Genomic DNA, 17,619 nt, shown 5'->3' with positions numbered 1-17,619 from the left:
GGAGTGCAATCCATGAGCCTTTTCTCTGCCCACCTGTTGCCTTGGAGCGCCCTGCTGCTGGTGCTCGACGCCCTGCTCTGGCACCTCGTCCCGTTCAAGCATCGCGCGCCAAAGGTCGGTGTGCGACTGGCGCTGTTTCTGGCGTTCAGCGCGCTGATTATCAACGCTGGCGTCAGTCCGTTGCAGACACCGTTGATTGCCGATGACCAAGTGGCGCAACTTGGTGCAACGGCGCTGGGGATTATCTGGTGGTTGTACGCCGCACGAGTGCTCACCGAGGTGTTCGGTCTGGTGCTGATGCGTCGCATAGGTCACAGCGGCCGTTTGCTGCAGGACGTGATCGGTGCGCTGGTGTTTCTGGCCTCTATCGTCGCGGCCGCCGGTTATGTGCTGGATCTGCCGGTCAAGGGTCTGCTGGCGACTTCCGGCGTGTTCGCCATCGTGGTCGGTCTGGCGTTGCAGAGTACGTTGGCCGACGTGTTCTCCGGCATCGTGCTCAACACCACCAAGCCCTATCAGGTGGACGACTTTGTGGTGATCGATGGTGTCGAAGGCAAAGTGCTGGACATCAACTGGCGCGCCACGCACCTGTTGAGCAACGCGGGCACGATGGCCGTGGTGCCGAACTCGGTGGCGGCCAAGGCCAAGATCGTCAACCTCAGCCGCCCGAACAACCTGCACGGGGTGTCGATCAGCATCAAGGTGGCGAACCACATCCGCCCACGCCGGGTGCTCGACGCCCTCGACCGCACGCTGCAAGGCAGCAGCAGTCTGCTGCTGTCGCCCGCGCCAAAAGCGGTGCTCGTCGATGCAGGCGAAGAGATGTCCGAATACGTGGCCAGCGGGTTCATCGCCGAGCTGGGCAAGAAAAGCGAGGTGCGCAATCAACTGTTCGACCTCGCCCATCGCCATCTGGAAGCGGCCGGCATCTCGCGACACCCCGACGGCGTGATCGAACCCTCGACCCGCGCCCGCGCACTGCTCGATGAAGTGAAGATTTTCCGCTCGCTGAGCCATGAGGAACGCGACCGCCTCGCCGATTCGATGGTCGCGCAACAATACGCCGCAGGCGAGGTGGTGCTGGATCTGGCTGAAGTGCCGGACAGTCTGTTCGTGATCGCCACCGGCGTCGTCAGCGCCAGCGTGCCGGACGGCAATGGTTTCATCGAGGCCGGTCGCATGGGACCGAGCGAAGTCATGGGCGAACAGAGCATCCTGGCCGATACGCCGTCGCAGGCGACGTTCACCGCGCTGACATCGTCGATCATCTACCGTCTCGACAAGAACCTGACCCGCCAGTGCATGGAACAGCGCAGCGAAGTGGGCCGGGCGTTGAACAAGTTGCAAGCGGTGCGCCAGCAGAACAGTCGGCTGGCGTTGCTGGCCAAACCGGCGCCGATCAGGAAAGGTGGGTTTCTGGGATGGTTGCAGAAGCGCTGATGCAGTGCACATTCGAGCAGCACAAAAAAATGCCCGCACATCGCGGGCATTTTTCTTCAGCGCCTTACTTGGCAGTGAACTTGGTGTAGCTGTTGATCAGGTTACGGTAGTTGGGCAGACGCTGGGACAACAGGTTGGCCAGGCCTTCCATGTCGTTGCGCCAGTCGCCTTGCAGCTCGCAGGCCACGGCGAACCAGTTCAGCAGGTGTGCACCCGCCGCCGACATGCGTGCCCACGCCGCTTGTTGCACGGTGGTGTTGAAGGTGCCGGAAGAGTCGGTTACCACGAACACTTCAAAACCTTCGGCGATGGCCGACAGGGTTGGGAACGCCACGCAGACGTCAGTCACCACGCCGGCGATGATCAGTTGCTTGCGACCGGTGGCCTTGATGGCTTTGACGAAGTCTTCGTTGTCCCAGGCGTTGATCTGGCCTGGACGCTGAATGAACGGCGCGTCCGGGAATTGCTCGCGCAGTTCAGGCACGATCGGGCCGTTCGGGCCTGCGTCGAAACTGGTGGTGAGGATGGTCGGCAGGTTGAAGAACTTGGCGATATCGCCCAGGGCCAGCACGTTGTTCTTGAATTCGTTGGGCGAGAAATCCTGCACCAGCGAGATCAGGCCGGTCTGGTGATCGACCAGCAGCACAACAGCGTCATCTTTGTTCAGACGTTTGTAAGGGACGTTGCTCATGTGAAACTCCTCGGATGGTGGTGAGTGAAGCGTCGACCACACATGGCCGACGCTTTTGTTGCAAGACTCAGAACGCGAAGCAGGAACAGCCGAAGGCGCCCCAGAAACCGGCGAAATCACTCACCGGAACGTTCGACATGCGGGCCTTCTCATGACTGTGGGTATGCACGGCGCACGGGCCGCTGCACTGGTGCACCTGCGCCTGCATCGGCGCGTTCGGCCGCCAGTGTCCCGGAACCTTCGCCACCGGCGACCAGTCCGGCAGCACCGGCACGCTGGCAGGCCCGAGTTTTTCGAAGTCACCGGCGGCGTACACCACCTTGCCGCCGACCACGGTCAATACCGACTCGATCCACTTGATCGCTTCTTCCTCGACGCTGAAGAAGTCCGCGCTCAGCGCCGCCAGGTCCGCCAGTTGTCCGACCTTGATCTGGCCTTTCTTGCCTTGTTCCGACGAGAACCAGGCGCTGCCATGGGTGAACAGTTCCAGTGCAGTGGTGCGCGGCAAACCTTCCTCGTACAGCGCCAGACCACCGACGGTACGGCCGCTGACCATCCAGTACAGCGAGGTCCAAGGATTGTAGCTGGACACTCGCGTGGCATCGGTGCCGGCGCCGACCGGTACACCCTCGGCCAACATGCGCTTGATCGGCGGCGTAGATTCGGCGGCCTGCTTACCGTAGCGGTCGACAAAATATTCACCCTGGAACGCCATGCGGTCCTGGATCGCAATGCCACCGCCCAGCGCCCTCACCCGCTCGATGTTGTGCGGGGTGATGGTTTCGGCGTGGTCGAAGAACCACGGCAAACCGTTGAACGGAATATCGCGATTGACCTTCTCGAACACGTCGAGCATGCGGCTGATGGATTCGTTGTAAGTGGCGTGCAAACGGAACGGCCAGCGCTGTTCCACCAAGTGACGAACCACCGGCTCCAGCTCCTGCTCCATGGTCTGCGGCAGGTCCGGACGCGGTTCGAGGAAGTCCTCGAAATCCGCCGCCGAGAACACCAGCATCTCGCCGGCGCCGTTATGCCGCAGGAAGTCGTCGCCCTGATGCAACTTGACGCTGCCGGTCCAGTTCTGGAAATCGGTCAGTTCTTCTTTCGGCTTCTGGGTGAACAGGTTGTAGGCGATGCGGATGGTCAGTTGCTGGTCCTTGGCCAACTGCTCGATCACCTGATAATCGTCCGGGTAATTCTGGAAACCACCGCCGGCATCGATCGCACTGGTCAGGCCGAGGCGGTTGAGTTCACGCATGAACTGGCGGGTCGAGTTGACCTGATATTCCAGCGGCAGCTTCGGCCCCTTGGCCAGGGTCGAGTACAGGATCATCGCGTTCGGCCTTGCGACCAACATGCCGGTCGGATTGCCATTGGCATCACGCACGATTTCGCCACCCGGCGGGTTCGGCGTGTCGCGGGTGTAACCGGCAACCCGCAATGCAGCGCGGTTGAGCAAGGCGCGGTCGTACAAATGCAGCACGAACACCGGGGTGTCTGGCGCCGCCTGGTTGAGCTCTTCCAGGGTCGGCATGCGCTTCTCGGCAAACTGGAATTCGTTCCAGCCACCGACCACCCGTACCCATTGCGGCGTCGGTGTGCGGTCAGCTTGCTCCTTGAGCATGCGCAACGCATCAGCCAGCGACGGCACGCCTTCCCAGCGCAGTTCGAGGTTGTAATTGAGGCCGCCACGAATCAGGTGCAGGTGCGAATCGTTGAGGCCGGGGATGACGCAACGGCCCTTGAGGTCGATCACCTGAGTGCCCGAGCCGCGCAAGGCCATGGCCTCTGCATCGTTACCGACAGCAACAAAGCGTCCGTCCTTGATCGCCACGGCACTGGCCAGCGGTTTTTCCCGGTCTACGGTATGAAATTGGCCATTGAATAGAATCAGATCGGCGTTCATCGCAGTTCCTTCGTCATCAGTGAAATGAAGCAAAAAAGCGCCAGCTCAGCGCGGCGAATTTGCGTTGGATTCCAGGTGCTCCCGTGGCTGACTGGCCGTCAGCCACGGGGCAAACAAGCGAGTCGCGGCCGGCATGCACACGTACACCACCGACACCACGATGGTCAGGGTGATCAGGAACGTGGCGACCAGGTAGTTGGAGAGAAAAGCGTTGAGTTTGAGCAGCGGCCCCCAGAGCAGCGGCACCAGCAAGGTGTGCGGCAGAATTACCAGCAACGACACCACGGCCTGCTTCCAGCGCGGTGGCGGCGAGGCGGCATCGGCCAGTGGCGCGAACCAGAATTCATTGACCGGGTTGACCTCGGTCTGGTCGCCGTCTGCCAGCATCGGCGCGGCTTCATCGATCAGCGCCTGACGTTGCGGCGAATCGAGCCAGTGTTGCATGGCCTCGGTGGAGCAAAAGCGCAACACGCAGGTGAACATGTCCAGGCCAGCGTTCTTGCCGCGGATCACGTCCACGCCCAGATGTCCTTCCGTGCGCCCCGCTACGCTGACGATGTTGCGCAGCCAGGCTTCATAGGCCGCTTCGAAGCCGGCCTTGACCCGGTGCTTGACGATCAGCGTCACGATCTCATCGGACCCCGGCACTTTTTGAGTTTGGGCTTCAGGCATAACGGAGCACTCCGGGCAAACGAACATTGAGCGCCAGCCGTCCCGGCCCGGCGATAAACACAGAGGTGAAGATGATCAACAACAGCCAGCCGAACTGGCCTTCAGCCACACTCCATTGCGGGTGCACGACCAGCAGCGCCACCAGCAGCACAAACAGAATAGGCAAGCACGCCAATCGCGCCAGGACACCGGCGACGATCAATAGCGGGCACAGGACTTCGGCGAAAATCGCCAGGATCAGAGTGAGGTGGGCACCGAGGTGGAACGGGTCTTCAATCAGTTGCAACTGCGCACTGAAGTCCAGCAGCTTGGGCAAGCCGTGAACCCACAGCAGGAACAAGCTGCCGGTGACCCGCAGAAACAGCAGACCGACATCCCGCGCCTGTTCATCCCGTTGCGAAGCGTTCATGGCTCACCCTTGTTCAATCATTGGATTGAATAGTGCCGCCAAGGGGTAGGGAAAAATTGGATGTACGTGCTCTCTTTGTACCGCGGGAATTGTGGCGAGGGAGCTTGCTCCCGCTGGGCTGCGAAGCGGCCCCAAAACCATTCGACCCAATTGCATCAGGTAGACCGCATGTACAGGGTTTACGACTGCTGCGCAGCCGAGCGGGAGCAAGCTCCCTCGCCACAGGGATCAGCGTTTGACCTCAGGTCATAGGGCCGGGTCGGCCTTCAGCTCCAGGCTATCCAGCGCCCGACTCACCGCCAGCTCACCGAACATGATGAGCTGCGCGACGCCCAGTATCGTGTTGCGCTGCGTCCCCTCCAGAAACCCGGCGCAGTCACTGGCGATCACCTTGGCCGAGGCAAAGGATTCGCAGGCATTGGCCAGTAACTCTTCGATGTTGATATCCGGGGCGACGGTATAAATCGTGCTCGGTTTGCGCGGGGTCTTGGGGGCTGACGGTTTTAGGTAGTGATCGAGGGCGCGTTCGGCGGCTTCGTTGAGTTTTTTGGGATCGTGGGGATCGTAGGGGGAAACGTCGTCGGTTTGAGGCGGGTTCGGTGTTGGTTTGAACATGGATAAATCTCCTAGAGTCACGGAGCCGCCACGGTTCGCTGCGATACGAAGGGGTGGCAGCTATACGCGGGTCGCAGACCGGGACTCTAGAACCGGCAGACCCGAAGGTCTCCCACGTACAGCCGCCATAACAAGAATGGAGGTTGTTGTGTGTCTAGAGGTACACGGGCTGCGAGACCCGATCGCTGATTCATCAGCGACCGACAAACGATAGAGCCCGCCCCCAAGGCGCACAAGCCGGCGGATTCTGGCGCAGTCGTAGGCAACGGCGCAAGGATCTGTAGCTTTCAGGAAGTAACGCTAAACACCATTAAACACAGCCCTCAAATCCACATACATCCCCTGTGGGAGCACGCAAAATCGGGTCGGCCATCAGGATCAAAAGATCGCAGCCTTCGGCAGCTCCAGTGGATCAGCAGGCACTGAGCCCCATTGTGGCGAGGGGGCTTGCCCCCGTTGGGCTGCGAAGCGGCCCCAAAACCTGCCGTCACCGTCTGTCTGGCAAACCGCATGTACAGGTTTTACGACTGCTTCGCAGCCGAGCGGGAGCAAGCTCCCTCGCCACAGGGATCAGGTCAGGTGGCCGGGTCAGCCTTCAGCTCCAGACTGTCCAGCGCCCGACTCACCGCCAGCTCACCGAACATGATGAGCTGCGCGACGCCCAGTATCGTGTTGCGCTGCGTCCCCTCCAGAAACCCGGCGCAGTCACTGGCGATCACCTTGGCCGAGGCAAAGGACTCGCAGGCATTGGCCAGTAGCTCTTCGATGTTGATGTCCGGAGCAACGGTGTAAATCGTGCTCGGTTTGCGCGGGGTCTTGGGGGCTGACGGTTTTAGGTAGTGATCGAGGGCGCGTTCGGCGGCTTCGTTGAGTTTTTTGGGATCGTAGGGATCGTAGGGGGAAACGTCGTCGGTTTGAGGCGGGTTGGGTGTTGGTTTGAACATGGTGAAACTCCTTGATCATTGGAGCCGTCGCCCATCGCTGCTAAACGAAAAAGGTGGCGGCTGTACGCGGGTTAGCAGACCAGGGATCAAGGAACCCGGCGCACCGAAGTGCCCCACGCAAAGCCGCCATAACGAAGAGCAACTGACTAAAACGGTGTCGCGGCACTGACGTGCCTTGATATTCACCGAGCGGCTAAACCCGATCGCTGATTCGTCAGCGACCTGGAAACGATAGAGACCTGGTTCAAGGCACACAAGCCGGCGGATTCTGGCGCAGCCGTAGGCAACGGCGCAAGGATCTGTAGCTTTCAGGAAGTAACGTTCAACACCTTTAAACACCGAACGTCGAATACCATAACCCTCCAGCCCCGCCTCTGGTCAACGAGTGTCAATGACAGTGTATTCCCGCACTTCGAAATCCGTCCTGGCCGCCGAACCAGGCACCTGATCCGTACACACCGAGAACACGATAGACAATAGGCTCCCGGGCCTGAGCGCCTGCAAATAGACGGCCGGTATGATCGTGCTGTAGCCACCAGACGTAACCCATGCTCGATGAACCGCGTTGCGCGAGTCCGTCCAAATGGGCAAATTGTGCTCGGCGTCGCTGGCATTGCGGCCCATCAACATCAACGACAATCGTTGTCCGATCGCAATATGTAGCCAAATGCCAAACGCCAGCGTCCCTCCGGCAATGACATCCTTCAGATCAAGCTCGGTTGTACCCTTCGCTTCGGCAATCATCGGGGAAACGAGCGAGTCCTTCGGGATAGGCAGAACATGTAACGGCCTGGGCAATGAAGAGACTGGATCCGATGAACCACGCCTGTAGGTGAACGAGATACTCGCCGCCTTGCCGATGCTGAAAGCCACCAATGGAACGGGCAACGTAATGTCCATGGGCATGGTGCCCACCGGGACAGGGATTGTGGTTCGCGAACCCGCCGCCGGCGTGCCTGGCTCGGCAGTCCAGTTCACGCTGACCAGGTCGGTAGACTCACTGGCGTAATTCAAGACAGCGGTCAAATGTGTGATCGCGTCAACCGGGTTCAAATTGGCGTTATCTGGCGCTTCCTTGATCGTCACTTCCCGGCTTACCACTGCGCTGGTCAGGACGATGTAGTTTCGATGGGCAAACGGCTGAGCAAGGGACTCATCCGGGCTCCCTTGCAGCCCCACCATCAACTTCAGGGTCAGTACGCTGCGGTCCTTGAGCCCGTGCAGGGCAATGGCGGAGTGGCTTCGCTCGTAAAAACCGAAACGGATGAATTCGTCAGTGATGACATTGCTCGGCGCACTCCAGTACCTCATACGGAAATCGCTGCCGTCGGCGTTCTTGCCCTCAAGCCACAACCAAAGGAATTGACCCCGAGCGCTCAAGGGCCACGCGTTAATACGCAGGATAACGTCGGTCAGGCCATTGATGTCCAGTATCGGACCTTCCCCGGACTGTTCTGCCTGGGTGATGAAGGGACGAGGCAAATCGCGTTGCGCCAGAGGCAGCACGTACACGACCTGTGGCTCTGAAGTCACGGGTGCAGCGGTGCCGCGAATGATGGTGTAAGTCACCGTCACCGTCTGGCTCAGATTGAAGAGTACTAGCGAAACCGGGATTCGAATCACCAGCGGCCGAGTGTTACCGGCGTTGATGAAAGCCGTAGTGAGAGAGCCGTTTGCTCCGGAGCCCGGTGCACCTGTCCAGGCCACACTCACCTGGTCGGTGGGCTGTAACGTCGGATCGGTCACCTCGATCGTGAGGGTATTCCTCACGTCCACCGGATTGAGGAGGGACTGATTGGCGCTTTCCTGGATGACAGGAGGCGGTGGGCTGCCGGCGTTCACTGTGGCGGTAGCGATGTTCATTGTTCTGTCCCTGTGCATGATCGATCCGGCCCCCGAAAGAGCATTGAATGAATCACACACCGACGTACGGGCACGCGCTACTGTCAGAACTTATAGGTGAGTGGCTGTTTCAGACGAACGGTGCAGCGCGGTTTCGCCTTACACAGCCGGAATATCCAGCGTCACCGACATGAACTGACTGATCCGCGACCTCAACCAGCGCTCTGCCGGGTCGTTGTCATGCACCCCGCTCCAGGCCATCGACAGTTGCGCGGCGTCGATGGGAAACGGCGGATCTTCGGCGCGCAACCCACAACCCTCAACCAATGCACACGCGGCGTAATCCGGCACGGTGGCGATCATCTCCGTGCCGACGAGCAACGCGCGCAAACCACTGAATTGCGGCACGCCCAGCACCACGCGGCGGGTGCGGCCGACCTTGGCCAGGTCGAGGTCGATGTTGCCGCTCAGGTCGCCGGAGAACGACACCATCGCATGCGGACGGGCGCAGTATTCGTCCAGCGTCAGCGGCCCCGGGCGGTCATCGCCGCGCAGGACTTTGCAGGGAATGTCGCGCAGTTTTTTGCGTTTGGCATTGGCCGGCAGATCCGTGGTGTAACTCACCCCCACCGAGATTTCCCCCGACGCCAGCAACGTCGGCATCAACAGATAATTGGCACGGCGTACCACAACCACGATCCCCGGTGCCTCTTCCTGCAATTGCCGCAGCAACGGCGGAAACAGCCCGAACTCGGCGTCGTCCGACAGCCCGATGCGAAACACATCGCAGCTGCTGGCCGGCTCAAACTCCTTGGCGCGGCTGACCGCCCCCGAGATGGTGTCCATCGCCGGTTGCAGTTCCTTGAGAATCGCCAGCGCCCGCGCCGTCGGTTCCATGCCACGGCCGTTGCGCAGCAACAACGGGTCGTCGAACAAATCACGCAACCGGCCCAGTGCCGCGCTCACCGCCGGTTGGCCCATGAACAGTTTTTCGGCGACGCGGGTCAGGTTCTTTTCGAACATCAGGGCTTCGAAAATCACCAGCAGGTTCATGTCGACGCGGCGCAGATCGTTACGGTTCATGGGCACGGTTCCCTTTTGTGTTCAGCCAGGCTCAAGTGTGTCGGACTTTACTCGATCATCGGCACTTTCGCCGCTCGTTTGTAAGGCCCGTACTCGATCGGTACCCACTGGAAATGCTTGTCCACTGCGGTGATATGGCCGACACCCGGAAACGGCAAATGCGCTGCCGTGACCCAGATCTTGCTCGCCGCCGCATCGCTGAACACCTTGGCACGGCTCTTGATCGCCTGCTGATTGTCGACGTCGAAACGGATCGATACCTCGGGATGCTCGAACTGCACCGCCAGGTTATGCACCAGATCACCCATGAACAGAATGCTCTGGCCTTGGGAGTTGAACCGATACGTAGTACTGCCCGGCGTGTGCCCCGCCTCCAGTTCGGCATCGACAACGCCGGGCACGGGCGACTGCCCGGCGGTAAAGGTCTTGAAGCGGCCCGCCGCGATGTACGGCGCGGTGGAGTCCTGGGCGATCTTGAAAAACTCCCTGGCGCCGACCGGTGCCTTGGCCATGGCCTGGGGATCAAGCCAGTAATCGGCTTCTGCCTTGGCCGCGTACACCGTTGCGTTGGCGAACACGGGCTTTTGCTGCCCATCCACCAACCCGCACACATGATCCAGATGCAGGTGAGTGAGCAGGATGGTATCGACCTGTTCCGGCTGGTAACCGGCGGCTTTCATGTTCGCCGACAGTTGGCCCGCCGTGGCACCGATGCACTGCCCTGCTCCGGTATCCACCAGAATCAATTGTTTGCCGGTATTCACCAGAAACGCATTGAACGCGGTTTGCACCCCCGGCGTTTCAATCGAACGACGAGCCAGCAACGCGCGGATCTGGTCTTGGGTCAGCCCCTCGAGCAGTTTGGGCGACAGGTCGTTGTAGCCATCGAACAACGCCGTCACCTCGTAGTCGCCCACCGCGAGCCGGTAGTAACCGGGCACCTGAGTGTTCACCTGAGCCGGTGCCTGGGCCAGGCTGATGCCAGACATCAGCGCCAATGCCAGGCCAAGTCCACCAAGTGTGCAAACGCGGGATTGCTTCATGAGATCACCCTTGATCGAGCCAGAAAAAGCGGCCCAGTCCAGGCCGCTACACGTCGCCCATCTTGCATGACCGTGCATCGGTGCGAATTGCAGTGATGTGCTCAGTTGGCGCATTTTCACCTTCAGCCTGAGCGCGGAATTAACAACGTTTAACTCGCAAGCCAAAGCCTTCACGACCAAGAATGAAGCCATCCGCGCGGACTTCTTTTTTGAGATTTTTCAGAAAGGGAAATGTGCTGACCCACCGTGCAGTGCACCCGCGCACGCCCACCGACACGGACATTGGCCATGGCTCACTTTCAGCAAAACGCGATCAGGGCGTATGCCACTGAAACGCAGAAAAAGACCACGGGCGGCCTTAGCCCCTGGCGTGAAAACCTGGTTAAACAGTTGATCCTCGACCACCTCGGCGAAACCCTGGAAGTAACCGAGCTGGCACGGGCCTGTGCCCTGTCGCGCAGTCATTTTTCCCGTGCGTTCAAGTGCAGCACCGGTGTTTCACCGCAAGACTGGATCCGACAGCAACGCATCGCCCGGGCCAAACAGCTGATCCGCAACACCGACCTGACCCTGACGCAAATCAGCCTGGAATGTGGCTTCTGCGACCAGGCGCATTTCTCCCATATCTTCACCCGCAGCGAAGGCATCACACCGTTTGCCTGGCGCTGCCGTGCCATGCGTACTCTTCCCTCTCACAACAGCAAAAGATCGCAGCCTTCGCCAGCGCCTACAGGTGCTCACATGTCCCTGTAGGCGCCGGCGCCTTTGATTTTGATCAGCCCTTGATGAACGCCAGCAGATCTTCGTTGAGTTGATCCTTGTGGGTATCGGTCAGGCCGTGTGGAGCTCCCGGATAGACTTTCAATGTGGAGCCCTTGACCAGTTTTGCCGAGGCGATGCCCGAGGCTTCAATCGGCACCACCTGATCGTCGTCGCCATGCACCACGAGGGTCGGCACGTCGAACTTCTTCAGGTCTTCGGTGAAGTCGGTTTCAGAGAACGCCTTGATGCAGTCGTACGCATTCTTGTGGCCGGAAGCCATGCCCTGCAGCCAGAACCAGTCGATCATGCCTTGCGAAGGTTTGGCACCCGGCCGGTTGAAACCGAAGAACGGACCGCTGGCCAGATCCTTGTACAACTGCGAACGGTCGACCAAAGACGCCTGACGAATACCGTCGAACACTTCCATCGGCAGGCCGCCCGGGTTGGCCTCGGTCTTGAGCATCTGCGGCGGTACCGATGAAATCAGCCCGGCCTTGGCCACGCGTCCAGTACCGTAGCGACCGATGTAGCGCGCCACTTCGCCACCGCCAGTGGAGAAACCGAACAACACAGCGTTTTGCAGATCCAGATGCTCGATCAACTGCGCCAGGTCATCGGCGTAAGTATCCATTTCGTTGCCGAACCATGGCTGGCTCGAACGGCCGTGACCACGGCGGTCATGGGCGATGACCCGGTAGCCTTTGGAGGCCAGGAAGATCATCTGCGACTCCCAACTGTCGGCGTTTAACGGCCAACCGTGGCTGAAGACGATCGGCTGACCGGTGCCCCAGTCCTTGTAGTAAATCTCGGTGCCGTCTCGGGTAGTAAAGGTGCTCATTACGACTCTCCTGATGCATGGGTTTACGACGATTAACAAGAGGTTTGAGCCAGGCGTTCGGCCAGGCGCGCCACCCGCTCGCCCAAATGTGCGGCGGTGCGGCGGTCTTCCAGGGGCGGAGCAAATTCGGGGGATTGTTCGACGTTCGATTGGGCCATCGCCCCCAGCGAACTGCCGAGTCGGTTCAACTGCCCGTCGAACAGGCCGAGGCTGCTGCGCGCCGGCAGCAGGTCGAGGCCGACCCAGATCATCGAGTGCTGGGCGGCGAACACCGCCATCTGCAGCAAGGTGTTGAGCTTGTCGCCGCACAGACAACCGGAGTTGGTGAACCCGGCAGCGAGTTTGTCGCGCCAGGGCTGGGCCAGGTAGAACGAGGCGGTGGCCTCCATGAAACCCTTGAAGGCTGCCGAGGCGCTGCCCATGTAGGTGGGGGCGCCGAAGATGATTGCATCGGCACGGTGCAAGCGTTCCCAGTGGTCGTCCACTTCCTCCACCGGAATCAGCCGACAGGTGCTGCCCAGGTGCCGTTCCACACCCTGGCCCACGGCTTCGGCCATGACCCGGGTGTGCCCGTAGCCACTGTGATAAACCACCACCACGTTGCTCATTCCGGCTCCTCCAGAAGTGTTCGTCCTTTTTTGCGGCACGCTTTTTGTTGCACTTTCTGTTGCAAAAAGGTCGATACCTTCGGCTACTTGAAGAAAAGGATTTTTGAGCGTAGACCGGATCGGTACGAGTTAAACGTTGTTAATTTTCTGCCGTACACCCATGGCCCCAGCGTGCCGTTCACTAGCGCTGAGTCCAATAAATACGGGACCGTCGGGCACTGACAGCAAGGCCGCAGCCGTTGCACCTGCTGCCTAGATGTATGACGCCACGTTGCGCTGCCGAAAAAACCTTAGGAATATGCCTGGATACCGCGTGATAGACGGACGCAAGCAGGAGTGACCCGTTGACCCTTTCCCCCGAACAGGCCATCCATTTCGGCCCCTACCGGATCTACCCTGGCCAACGCCTGGTGATGGAGGCCGGCCAGCCCTTGCGCCTGGGCAGGCAAGCCATGGACATTCTGTTGATGTTGCTGGAGCACGCAGGTCAGGTGGTGAGCAAGCAGCAACTGATCGCGCGGGTCTGGCCCAAAAGCGTAGTGGAAGACACCAACCTGCGCGTGCACATGGCGGCACTGCGCAAAGCCCTCGGTGACGGTCAAGCCGGCCAGCGCTACATCGTCACCGTCGCCCAGCGCGGCTACAGTTTTGTCGCGCCGTTTGCCCTGGAGTCCATCGAACAACACCCCCAAAACGACGCCAATGAACCGGTCGGCCATAACCTGCCGGTGCGCCGGACTCGCATGATCGGCCGTCAGGCCCTGGTCGACAGACTGCTGGCGCAACTCTCACAGCAACGTTTCATCACCCTCGTGGGCCCCGGCGGGATCGGCAAGACGACCGTGGCGCTGCGCGTCGCCGAGCAACTGATCGGTCGCTATCGAGACGGCATTCGCCTGGTGGACCTGGCAACGATCAACTGCCCTTTGATGATCGGCGCGCACCTGGCGACAGCGCTGGGCTTGCCGTTGCATGACGCCGACCCCATGAACGGGCTCGCCACATGCTTGCGCGAACGGCAGATGCTGCTGGTCATCGACAACTGCGAACACCTGATCGATGCCATTGCGTTGCTCTGCGAAAGCATCCTGCGCGCGGCACCCCAAGTGCACATTCTGGCTACCAGTCGCGAAAGCCTGCGGGCCGAAGGCGAATACGTGCAGCGCCTGGAATCACTGGACTGCCCGCCTCCCATCGCCCTGCTCGACCGCGCTCAGGCCCTGACATTTTCGGCGCTGCAATTGTTTGTCGAGCGGGCGATGGCCAGCCACGACAGCTTCGAACTGAGCGAAGCCGACCTGCCGCTGGCGATTGAAATCTGCCGACGTCTGGACGGCATTCCGTTGGCGATCGAACTGGCGGCGGCGCAAGTCGGCAACCTGGGTTTGAGCGGCTTGCTGTCGCAACTGCAAGACAGCTTTCGCCTGCTCGCCCAAGGCTGCCCGACCACCATGGGCCGCCATCAGACCCTGCGCGCCACGCTGGACTGGAGCTTCGAACTGCTCAATGCCTGCGAGCAGACGTGCCTGCGCCGACTGGGGATATTCCGGGGCGCTTTTACCCTGGAATCGGCGGCTGCCGTGATTGTCGGCCAGTACGTCGAGCCCGATGTGGTGTTTGCCTCGATTACCCAATTGGTGGCCAAGTCATTGCTGAACGTGGAAGTCAGCGACGAAGAAGTGTTCTACCGTCTGCTCGACACGACACGTGGCTATGCGCTGGAAAAACTCGACCAGGCCCAAGAGCTGGCGGACACCCGGGAGCGCCACGCCGAATGCTGCCTGGCCTTGATGCAGCAGGCGCAGAGCGATTGGGAACACACCCAGAGCGAGCGCTGGACCGAGCGTTACGCCCGCAACCTGGAAGACATTCGTGCGGCGCTCGATTGGGGCTTGAATACTCAAGGATCGCAAGCGTTGGCCATCCGCCTCGCCGCGACCTCGGCACCGCTCTGGCAAGAGCTGTCGCTGCTCAAGGAATACGGCGTGTACGTGCGCAAAGCCCTGGCATTGCACGAAGCGACGCACCAACCCTGCCTGCGTTTGACCATGAACCTCAAGCTTGCCCTCGGCAGTTCCTGCTACCACACCCTGGGCAGCAGCGCCGAAGCCGTCGAAGCCTTCGTCAGCGCCAAACACCTGGCCAAACACTGCAACGATGTGGCCGGTCAGCTCAAAGCGATTTCCGGGCACCTGGCGGTTGATCTCAGTTGCGGCCACTACCAACTGGCCCTGGAGCAGAGCCGACAATTCGAGCGGTTGAGGCCGCACGACGACGCGGTGACGGCCCTCAGCACCCAACGCTTGCGGGTCCTGGCCCTGCATTTTGCCGGGGATCAGGCACTGGCGCGGGAGAATGCCGAACAGGTCATTCAACGCCTGGCCCAGAGCGGCCAACTCAACCGTTTCACCCATGGCTTTGGCGTGCAGTACGACCAGAGTGTGGCGGCCCTGACGATTCTGGCGCGCATTCTCTGGCTGCAAGGGCTCCCGGAAAAAGCCTGGCACACCGCACGACAGGCGCTCGACATCGCGATGCAAATCAATCATGGCACGTCCATCTGCTACACCCTGGCGCTGTCCGGTTGCCTGATCGCCCACTACAACGGCGACACTCCGGTCGCCCGCGAGCTCTTGGCCTTGCTGCTTGAGCAGGCGAAGAAACACTCGGTGTTGCTGTTCTACACCTGGGCCAAACATTACGCGCAAGTGATCGACGGAACTGATGCGCCCTCATCCCCGCGACCGGACACCGGGTTGGTCAAGGAAATCATGGTCACTCTGGGCAGCCGTTTCATCGATGATGCGTTGCTGGAGCGGGCCGAAAACGGCTCGGCGGGCTGGAGCACGGCAGAGATTCTGCGGGTCCGGGCCGACGCGTTACTGGCAGAGGATTGCCCGAGCAGCGTTAACGCGGCCGAGGCGGCGCTGCTCAAGGCTTTGGCCGTGGCAAAAACCCAGGGCGCGCTGGCCTGGGAGCTGCGCAGCGCCACATCACTGGCCCAGCTGTGGCAGCGTCAGGGCCACCTCCGGCAAGCCCATGAGCTGCTGGCGCCGATTTACCAGCGCTTCACCGAAGGTTTCGCCACGCCGGACCTGATAAAAGTCCGGCGGTTACTCGACGAGTTGCAGCGCGACCAGCCCGACTGATGTCCAGTGGGCCCGGTTGATGTAGCGCTCATAACGCAGTTCGAAGGCACGCAAGTAACCGCTGTTTTCGAGTTTCTCCAGGGCGTAGGTGCGCGTGGTATTGAGGAAACGGTAGCGCGTCACGCCGTTGCCCTGCTCCACCGACAACAGTGATTTATTCGCCAGACTCGCCACCACGTTGACCAGGCTTGCGGGCAACAACATCGCGCCACTGATCACGCCAATCGCCGCGTCCAGGGTGAACGCCATCTTGAACACCGCCAGCCGCTGCAACACGATCTGTTCCAACGGGCTCAGCCGTTCATAGCTCCAGTCCAGTGCGGCTTTGAGATTCTGATGCCGTGGCACGGCGGTGCGTCGACCTTGGCTCAACAGCTGAAAACAGTTGCCCAATTGCGCTTGCAACCCCACCAGCGCCAATGCATCGATCTGCGCCGCTGCCAGCTCAATGGCCAGGGGCAAGCCATCCAGCCGCCGACAGATTTCGCGCACAGCCTTCAGATCCTGTTGGCGCAAGGCAAACCCTTGCTGACGGGCTCGGGCGCGGCTGACCAACAACTGCACCGCTGAATACCCCATGGCCTCGTCCACGCTATAAATCGCCGAGGCTGGCGGCACCGTCAGGGCGGGTAACCGCAGCAGCGTTTCCCCCGCTGCTCGCAGCGGCTCGCGACTGGTGGCGAGGATCGACAGCCGTGGCGCCGTAGCCAATAAATCCTCGACCACTGCCCGGCAACGTTCGACCAGGTGTTCGCAGTTGTCGAGCACCACCAAGGCATGCCGTTGCGCCAGCGTGTTTGCGCCAACGTCCAGTTCCAGGGTGCGCGACAGATGATCGACAAGCTGCGACGGGTCATCGATGGCCGCCAGATCAACCATCCAGACACCGTCCCGATAGTGCTGCAACAGCAACTCGGCCACACGCAACGCCACGGTGGTCTTGCCGATGCCAGCAGGGCCGATCAGGGTCATGAAACGTCGAACCGGCAACTGCCGGACCACGCTGCCGACGATCGAGTCGCGACCGGTCACCGGTGTGAGCCGCGCAGGCAGGTTGTGTTGAGGCTTGTGCACGGTTTCGACCAGCACCGACGTGCCTGCGCGGTCATGCTGCACCGGGGCGATAAAGCTATAACCGCGCTGGGGAATATTAACGATGTAGGGCTGCCCGTTCGGCCCATCGCCAAGCGCTCGACGCAGGGCGGCGATGTGTACGCGCAAGTTGATTTCCTCGACCACCGAGGTCGGCCATACGTGGGCAATCAGCGCCTCTTTGCTGACCACCGCACCAGCGTGCTCAACCAGCACCTGCAAAATTTCCAGGGCTCGCCCGCCCATGCGCAGCGGCCGATCACCGTCCAGAATCAGCCGCTGATGCAGGTGGAATGCGTAGGGCCCGAACCGCAGCACCGTGTCGCTGTTTATCTCTCTGAGGTTGTTCATGCACGTTCATACGCTGAAAACCTGGCCTGGGTCGAGGAACTGCAAGCTCCGTCGAACCCGTCCATCCAGGCTCCCGCACCTCCAAAAAAAGAGTTCACGGGTATCTTGGCAGGCATGGGTGACGGTACAACGGCCACGGGAGGAGCATCACGGCCATCGCGGTGCGCACAACGG

The 17,619-nt window shown here is 60.8% G+C and carries 15 protein-coding genes; 3 read left to right on the top strand and 12 right to left on the bottom strand.

The window, feature by feature from the left end; translation table 11 throughout:
* Positions 1 to 12: 12 nt before the first annotated feature.
* Positions 13 to 1,440, top strand: a complete 1,428-nt coding sequence (locus AC30D7_RS24465; protein WP_490135798.1) for a mechanosensitive ion channel domain-containing protein — start codon at positions 13 to 15, stop codon at positions 1,438 to 1,440.
* A gap of 64 nt (positions 1,441 to 1,504) precedes the next feature.
* On the opposite strand, the gene ycaC is transcribed toward AC30D7_RS24465, so the two are convergent.
* The 9 genes from ycaC to AC30D7_RS24420 all read right to left on the bottom strand — a co-directional run bounded on the left by ycaC (position 1,505) and on the right by AC30D7_RS24420 (position 10,645).
* On the bottom strand, positions 1,505 to 2,131 hold the full coding sequence (ycaC, locus tag AC30D7_RS24460; RefSeq protein ID WP_028941293.1) for an isochorismate family cysteine hydrolase YcaC: 627 nt from the start codon (positions 2,129 to 2,131) through the stop codon (positions 1,505 to 1,507).
* Positions 2,132 to 2,198: 67 nt separating this feature from the next.
* Positions 2,199 to 4,037, bottom strand: coding sequence for an amidohydrolase (locus tag AC30D7_RS24455; RefSeq protein ID WP_490135797.1), 1,839 nt, complete (start codon positions 4,035 to 4,037; stop codon positions 2,199 to 2,201).
* 45 nt (positions 4,038 to 4,082) lie between these two features.
* Positions 4,083 to 4,709, bottom strand: a complete 627-nt coding sequence (locus AC30D7_RS24450; RefSeq protein ID WP_490135796.1) for an antibiotic biosynthesis monooxygenase — start codon at positions 4,707 to 4,709, stop codon at positions 4,083 to 4,085.
* The gene (locus tag AC30D7_RS24445; RefSeq protein WP_490135795.1) at positions 4,702 to 5,118 is read right to left on the bottom strand and encodes a DoxX family protein; all 417 of its coding nucleotides are present in this window, start codon (positions 5,116 to 5,118) and stop codon (positions 4,702 to 4,704) included. Before AC30D7_RS24445 ends, AC30D7_RS24450 begins: the two co-directional genes overlap by 8 nt.
* Before the next feature lie 246 nt (positions 5,119 to 5,364).
* The gene (locus AC30D7_RS24440) at positions 5,365 to 5,733 is read right to left on the bottom strand and encodes a DUF6124 family protein (RefSeq protein ID WP_490135794.1); all 369 of its coding nucleotides are present in this window, start codon (positions 5,731 to 5,733) and stop codon (positions 5,365 to 5,367) included.
* Positions 5,734 to 6,308: 575 nt separating this feature from the next.
* Positions 6,309 to 6,677, bottom strand: coding sequence for a DUF6124 family protein (locus AC30D7_RS24435; protein ID WP_490135793.1), 369 nt, complete (start codon positions 6,675 to 6,677; stop codon positions 6,309 to 6,311).
* Positions 6,678 to 7,055: 378 nt separating this feature from the next.
* Complete coding sequence (locus AC30D7_RS24430) at positions 7,056 to 8,540, bottom strand: hypothetical protein (RefSeq protein WP_490135792.1); 1,485 nt, start codon at positions 8,538 to 8,540, stop codon at positions 7,056 to 7,058.
* Positions 8,541 to 8,678: 138 nt separating this feature from the next.
* Positions 8,679 to 9,602: a LysR family transcriptional regulator gene (locus tag AC30D7_RS24425; protein WP_490135791.1), complete on the bottom strand. Its 924-nt coding sequence runs from the start codon at positions 9,600 to 9,602 to the stop codon at positions 8,679 to 8,681.
* Between the two features lie 47 nt (positions 9,603 to 9,649).
* On the bottom strand, positions 9,650 to 10,645 hold the full coding sequence (locus AC30D7_RS24420; RefSeq protein WP_490135790.1) for an MBL fold metallo-hydrolase: 996 nt from the start codon (positions 10,643 to 10,645) through the stop codon (positions 9,650 to 9,652).
* Between the two features lie 288 nt (positions 10,646 to 10,933).
* Between AC30D7_RS24420 and AC30D7_RS24415 the strand changes: the two genes are divergently transcribed.
* Positions 10,934 to 11,398 carry a helix-turn-helix domain-containing protein gene (locus AC30D7_RS24415; protein ID WP_490135789.1) on the top strand — a complete coding sequence of 155 codons (465 nt, stop codon included), beginning with the start codon at positions 10,934 to 10,936 and terminating at the stop codon, positions 11,396 to 11,398.
* A 22-nt stretch (positions 11,399 to 11,420) separates the two neighbouring features.
* Here the strand turns inward: AC30D7_RS24415 and AC30D7_RS24410 are convergent, their stop codons facing one another.
* Positions 11,421 to 12,245: an alpha/beta fold hydrolase gene (locus AC30D7_RS24410; protein WP_064618763.1), complete on the bottom strand. Its 825-nt coding sequence runs from the start codon at positions 12,243 to 12,245 to the stop codon at positions 11,421 to 11,423.
* A gap of 32 nt (positions 12,246 to 12,277) precedes the next feature.
* A complete protein-coding gene (locus AC30D7_RS24405) occupies positions 12,278 to 12,853 on the bottom strand; it encodes a flavodoxin family protein (RefSeq protein WP_490135788.1) in 576 nt (191 codons plus the stop codon).
* A 344-nt stretch (positions 12,854 to 13,197) separates the two neighbouring features.
* Here AC30D7_RS24405 and AC30D7_RS24400 point away from each other — a divergent pair, with 344 nt between their 5' ends.
* On the top strand, positions 13,198 to 16,002 hold the full coding sequence (locus AC30D7_RS24400; RefSeq protein ID WP_490135787.1) for an ATP-binding protein: 2,805 nt from the start codon (positions 13,198 to 13,200) through the stop codon (positions 16,000 to 16,002).
* Here AC30D7_RS24400 and AC30D7_RS24395 read toward each other — a convergent pair.
* Positions 15,967 to 17,445 (bottom strand): ATP-binding protein, encoded by a 1,479-nt coding sequence (locus AC30D7_RS24395; protein ID WP_490135786.1) that lies wholly within the window; start codon positions 17,443 to 17,445, stop codon positions 15,967 to 15,969. The two genes, AC30D7_RS24400 and AC30D7_RS24395, sit on opposite strands and share 36 nt — an antisense overlap.
* Positions 17,446 to 17,619: the final 174 nt, after the last annotated feature.

This window comes from Pseudomonas sp. DF5 (assembly GCF_058148225.1).
The sequence above is the reverse complement of the archived record's forward strand: the minus strand, read 5'-3'. Positions and strand labels throughout refer to the sequence as shown.

Bases quoted from the DNA above. Each gene is read 5' to 3' on its own strand.
- AC30D7_RS24410 (WP_064618763.1), bottom strand. From the start codon at position 12,245: ATGAGCACCTTTACTACCCGAGACGGCACCGAGATTTACTACAAGGAC.
- AC30D7_RS24440 (WP_490135794.1), bottom strand. From the start codon at position 5,733: ATGTTCAAACCAACACCGAACCCGCCTCAAACCGACGACGTTTCCCCC.
- AC30D7_RS24445 (WP_490135795.1), bottom strand. From the start codon at position 5,118: ATGAACGCTTCGCAACGGGATGAACAGGCGCGGGATGTCGGTCTGCTG.
- AC30D7_RS24450 (WP_490135796.1), bottom strand. From the start codon at position 4,709: ATGCCTGAAGCCCAAACTCAAAAAGTGCCGGGGTCCGATGAGATCGTG.
- AC30D7_RS24420 (WP_490135790.1), bottom strand. From the start codon at position 10,645: ATGAAGCAATCCCGCGTTTGCACACTTGGTGGACTTGGCCTGGCATTG.
- AC30D7_RS24425 (WP_490135791.1), bottom strand. From the start codon at position 9,602: ATGAACCGTAACGATCTGCGCCGCGTCGACATGAACCTGCTGGTGATT.
- AC30D7_RS24395 (WP_490135786.1), bottom strand. From the start codon at position 17,445: ATGAACAACCTCAGAGAGATAAACAGCGACACGGTGCTGCGGTTCGGG.
- AC30D7_RS24435 (WP_490135793.1), bottom strand. From the start codon at position 6,677: ATGTTCAAACCAACACCCAACCCGCCTCAAACCGACGACGTTTCCCCC.
- AC30D7_RS24455 (WP_490135797.1), bottom strand. From the start codon at position 4,037: ATGAACGCCGATCTGATTCTATTCAATGGCCAATTTCATACCGTAGAC.
- AC30D7_RS24415 (WP_490135789.1), top strand. From the start codon at position 10,934: ATGGCTCACTTTCAGCAAAACGCGATCAGGGCGTATGCCACTGAAACG.
- AC30D7_RS24465 (WP_490135798.1), top strand. From the start codon at position 13: ATGAGCCTTTTCTCTGCCCACCTGTTGCCTTGGAGCGCCCTGCTGCTG.
- AC30D7_RS24405 (WP_490135788.1), bottom strand. From the start codon at position 12,853: ATGAGCAACGTGGTGGTGGTTTATCACAGTGGCTACGGGCACACCCGG.
- AC30D7_RS24430 (WP_490135792.1), bottom strand. From the start codon at position 8,540: ATGAACATCGCTACCGCCACAGTGAACGCCGGCAGCCCACCGCCTCCT.
- ycaC (WP_028941293.1), bottom strand. From the start codon at position 2,131: ATGAGCAACGTCCCTTACAAACGTCTGAACAAAGATGACGCTGTTGTG.